The organism is Nonomuraea sp. NPDC049649 (genome assembly GCF_040675175.1).
Lineage (GTDB): Bacteria > Actinomycetota > Actinomycetes > Streptosporangiales > Streptosporangiaceae > Nonomuraea.
On the sequence record NZ_JBFAOH010000072.1, the window covers coordinates 1 to 4,158 of the forward strand.

The 4,158-nt window shown below is 71.4% G+C and carries 3 pseudogenes; all 3 read left to right on the plus strand.

Going from position 1 to position 4,158, the window contains the following annotated elements:
- Positions 1-153: 153 nt before the first annotated feature.
- Positions 154-3,138: pseudogene (locus AB0J42_RS36820) on the plus strand (trypsin-like peptidase domain-containing protein); the annotation flags it as partial.
- Between the two features lie 5 nt (positions 3,139-3,143).
- Positions 3,144-3,872: pseudogene (locus AB0J42_RS36825) on the plus strand (WD40 repeat domain-containing protein); the annotation flags it as partial.
- 96 nt (positions 3,873-3,968) lie between these two features.
- Positions 3,969-4,158: pseudogene (locus AB0J42_RS36830) on the plus strand (hypothetical protein); the annotation flags it as partial.

Below are 4,158 nucleotides of genomic sequence, written 5' to 3' on the forward strand. Positions count from 1 at the left end.
TCGCGATGACATCCACGAGGCCTTCATGACGCTGGCCGCTGCCATCATCTGCTGGCGCCGCCTCGTCCGCTGATCATTCTGTTAGGAGTTCTAAGCCGGGTTAGCCGGAGGGGGCGAGTCGTGCTGGTGGCGATCCAGGACCGGTTCGTCGAGGTGATCGCCCAGGTCGCCGTCGGCCGCGGCTCGACGGCCCGGACGGAGTGGCAGGTCGCCTCGGGATTCCTGATCGACGGCCGCCACGTCTTGACCTCGTTGCATGCCGTCGTCGACGGGGACATCGAGGTCCGGCGGGCCATCCCCTGGCCCGATGGCCCGAAGACGAGCTGGCGGGCGCGGGTGCTGCTGCGCGGGGAGGTCGAGCACGCGGATCTGGCCGTGCTGGAGCTGACCGAGGACGCACCGGCGGATATCGGGCGGCTGCCGCTGATCGGGTTCGCGCGTATCGCCGACCGTACGGAGCGGCTGGAAGTGGTCGAGGACTGCGGCGCGGTGGGGTTCCCGCGGTTCCTGGAGCGCGGCGGCGCGACGGCGGTCCGCCAGGCCGCCCAGGTCAGCGGCCGGATTCCTATTTCACAGCGGCCGGGGCCGGGCCTGCTGACCCTGCAGACCGGTCATCGCCCCGAGGGGCCGCCACTGCCATCGGCCGGGGCACCGCTGGCAGACTCGGCCTGGTCAGGCATGTCCGGGGCCGCGGTGCTGGCCGGCGACCTGGTCGTCGGGGTGGTATCGGAACACGCGCCGCGTCAAGGTGCATCGGATCTCACCATCGTGCCGATCACCTTGATCGACACTCTCCCCGACCGTGACGCGTGGTGGGCGCTGCTCGGCACCAGCCTTGGCCGGTTGCGCACGCTGCCCGAGGCAGGTGGCGGCGTGCTGTGGGCGGACGGTTGTCCATATCAGGGGCTGGCGCCGTTCGGCTTGGAGCAGGCGGTGCTGTTTCACGGGCGGGGCCAAGCCACCGCCCGGCTGCAGGTAATGGTCACGGCGATGGTCGACGACGAGCGCGCCAAGGGCGGGCTGGTCATGGTGACCGGCGCTTCCGGCGCGGGTAAGTCGTCGCTGCTGCACGCCGGGCTTCTGCCCGCCCTGACCGCCGCCTCCGCCGACCCCAGCGGTTGCGCGTCGTGGCCGCAGGTGTGCTTGACCCCCTCCGAGCAGCCGCTGCAGGAGTTGGCCGTGCAGCTGGCGGTGCGGTGCGACGCCGACCCAGATGTGGTGCTGGGCGAACTGCGTGCCGATCCAGGCCGGGCCCGGGTGCGGGCCCGGCAGGTGCTGGCCGCCGAGGCGATCCGCCGCCACCAGCAGGGCGGGTCCGGCGAAACCCCGCGGCGGCTGATCATGGTGGTGGACCAGTTCGAGGAGCTGTTCACCTCACCGGTGCGCGGGCACGCCGAGGAAGCGGCCGCGTTCGTGGCCGCGCTTGATGCGATCGCCACCCCGGCCGGCCCACAGGATCCCGGTCCGGATGCGGCCGGGCAGCAGGGCGCGGACCGGCACGATCGGGATCCGCCCGGGATCGTGGTGCTGGCGGTGCGCGGCGACTTCCTCGACCGATGCGCCGACCACCCGGCGCTGGCCCAAGCGCTGGAGCAACGGGCGTTCGTGCTGGGCCCGATGAGCGAGCCGGAACTGCGCCGCGCGATCACCGGGCCGGCCGCGGCGGCCGGACTGCAGGTGCAAGACGGTCTGGCCGAGCAGGTGGTGCGCGACCTCCTCGCCCACACCCGGGCCTCGGCGGACGGGGCTCCGGGCGGCGGCTCGGTGGTGGGAGCGCTGCCGCTGCTGTCGATGGCGATGGTGCGCACCTGGCAGCACCGCCAGGACGGGCAGCTGACCCTGCATGGCTATGACCGCTCCGGCGGCGTCGCCTCCGCCGTGCAGGATGCCGCAGAAGACGCCTACCGTGACCTATCCCCGCGGCAGCGGGAGGCCGCCAAAGGGGTCTTGCTGGCGCTGACCCTCATCGGCGCCGACGGGCAGCCCGTGCGGCAGCGCGCGACTGTGAGTGAGCTGACCGCCCGCTGCGAGCCAGCCGAGCCTGAGGTGGTCCGGCACGTCGTGACGGCCTTCACCCGCGCCCGGCTGATGGTGACCGGCTCCGCACCGCCCGCCCCCGTACCTGCACCTGCTGACGCACTGGACGCATCCGACTCGACCACGACGGGCAGCAGCGCTTCCTTCACAGCGACGGGCGATCCTCCGGCGAAGCTCGCGGACTCGACGGCGGCTGACACAGTCGAACTTGCCCACGACGTCCTGCTCAGCGCCTGGCCACGCCTGCGCTCCTGGCTGGCGGAGGAGCAAGCCGATCGCATCCTGCACGGGGAGATCTGCCAGGACGCCACCGAATGGGAGCGGAACAACCAAGATGCGTCGTTCCTGTACCGCGGCGTCCGGCTGGACACGGCCCAGCTAGCCGCGGCGAGCTGGCAGTCCGACCCCGGCCGCCATCTCATGCTGCCCGAGGTCGCCAGCGCTTTCCTTCACGCCGGCGCCCGGGCCGCCACCCGTACCCGGCGTCGCTGGCAGGCCCTGTTCTCTGCCCTGGCCGGGCTCCTGGTCATCGCTGTCATCACCGCGATAACCGCCGTGCGCTTCGCGCAGGACGCCGACCGGCAGGCCACCGAAGCGATTCAGCAACACATCCAGGCACTGTCTAGCCAGGTAGCCGCCTACAGCCAATCCTTGCCCGGCGACCCGGTGACGGCGGCGCGCCTGGCAGCGGCGGCTTGGGCGATCGCCCCGACCGACGACGCCCGCACAAGCATGTACGCGGTGCTCAGCCAGCCCGCACGGGGCGTCCTGAGCGGCCCCAGCCCAGCGTGGTCGGTGACGTTCAGCCCGGACAGCAAGCGGCTGGCCAGCGCCGACGGAGACAAAACGGTGCGGATATGGGATGCGGACACCGGCGACCCGATCCGCACCCTCACCAGCCACGAAGCGGTGCGGTCAGTGGCGATCAGCCTGGACGGCAGGCGCCTGGCCACCGTCGGCCACGACGGGACGGTGCGGGTGTGGGAGGTGGACACCGGCCACTCGATTCGCACCCTCGCCGGCCGCACCGAAGCGGTGGAGTCGGTGGCGTTCAGCCCCGACGGCGAGCGCCTGGCCACCGCTGGTGCCGACCCGAGGGTGCGGATATGGGATGCGGTCACTGGCCGCCAGATAGGCGCCCCCTCGCCGGCCACACCGAAGCGGTGGAGTCGGTGGCGTTCAGCCGAGACGGCAAACGCCTGGCCAGCGGCAGCCGAGATGAGACGGTGCGGGTCTGGAATGCGGACACCGGCCGCCCGATCCGCACCCTCGACGGCCACAGCGAAGCGGTGCGATCGGTGGCGTTCAGCCCGGACGGCAAACGCCTGGCCACCGCCAGCCGAGACACGACGGTGCGGGTGTGGGAGGTGGACACCGGCCACTCGATTCACACCCTCGCCGTCGACAGTAGCGAGGTGTACGCGGTGGCGTTCGACCTGGCTGGCAAGCGCCTCGCCACCGCAGGTGCCGACCCAGGGGTGCGGATATGGGATGCGCTCACCGGCCGCCAGATAGGCGCCCCCCTCACGGGCCACACCAGCTCGGTGGTCTCGGTGGCGTTCAGCCGGGACGGCAAGCGCCTGGCCAGCGTCGACTCAAGCGCGACAGCGCGGATGTGGAATACCACCATCGGCCGCCCGATTCGCGCCCTCGCCGGCCACGCCGAAGCGGTGCCGTCGGTGGCGTTCAGCCCGGACGGCAAACGCCTGGCCACCGCCAGCTACGACCAGACGATACGGATATGGAATGTGGACACCGGCCACTCGATTCGCACCCTCACCGCCGACACTAGCGAGGTTCACGCGGCGGCGTTCGACCCGGCTGGCAAACGCCTGGCCACCGCCGGTAATGGTCCGACGATACAGATATGGAATGTGGACACCGGCCGCCCGATCCGCACCCTCGACGAGGACGCCTACTTAATTTACTCGGTGGCGTTCAGCCCGGACGGTACCCGCCTGGCCAGCGCCGACGGAGACAAAACGGTGCGGATATGGGATCCAGCCACCGGCCGCCCGATCCGCACCCTCACCACCTACTCGGTACTCTCGGTGGCGTTCAACCCGGACGGCACCCGCCTGGCCACTGCCAGCGTAGACGGGACGGTGCGGATCTGGAATC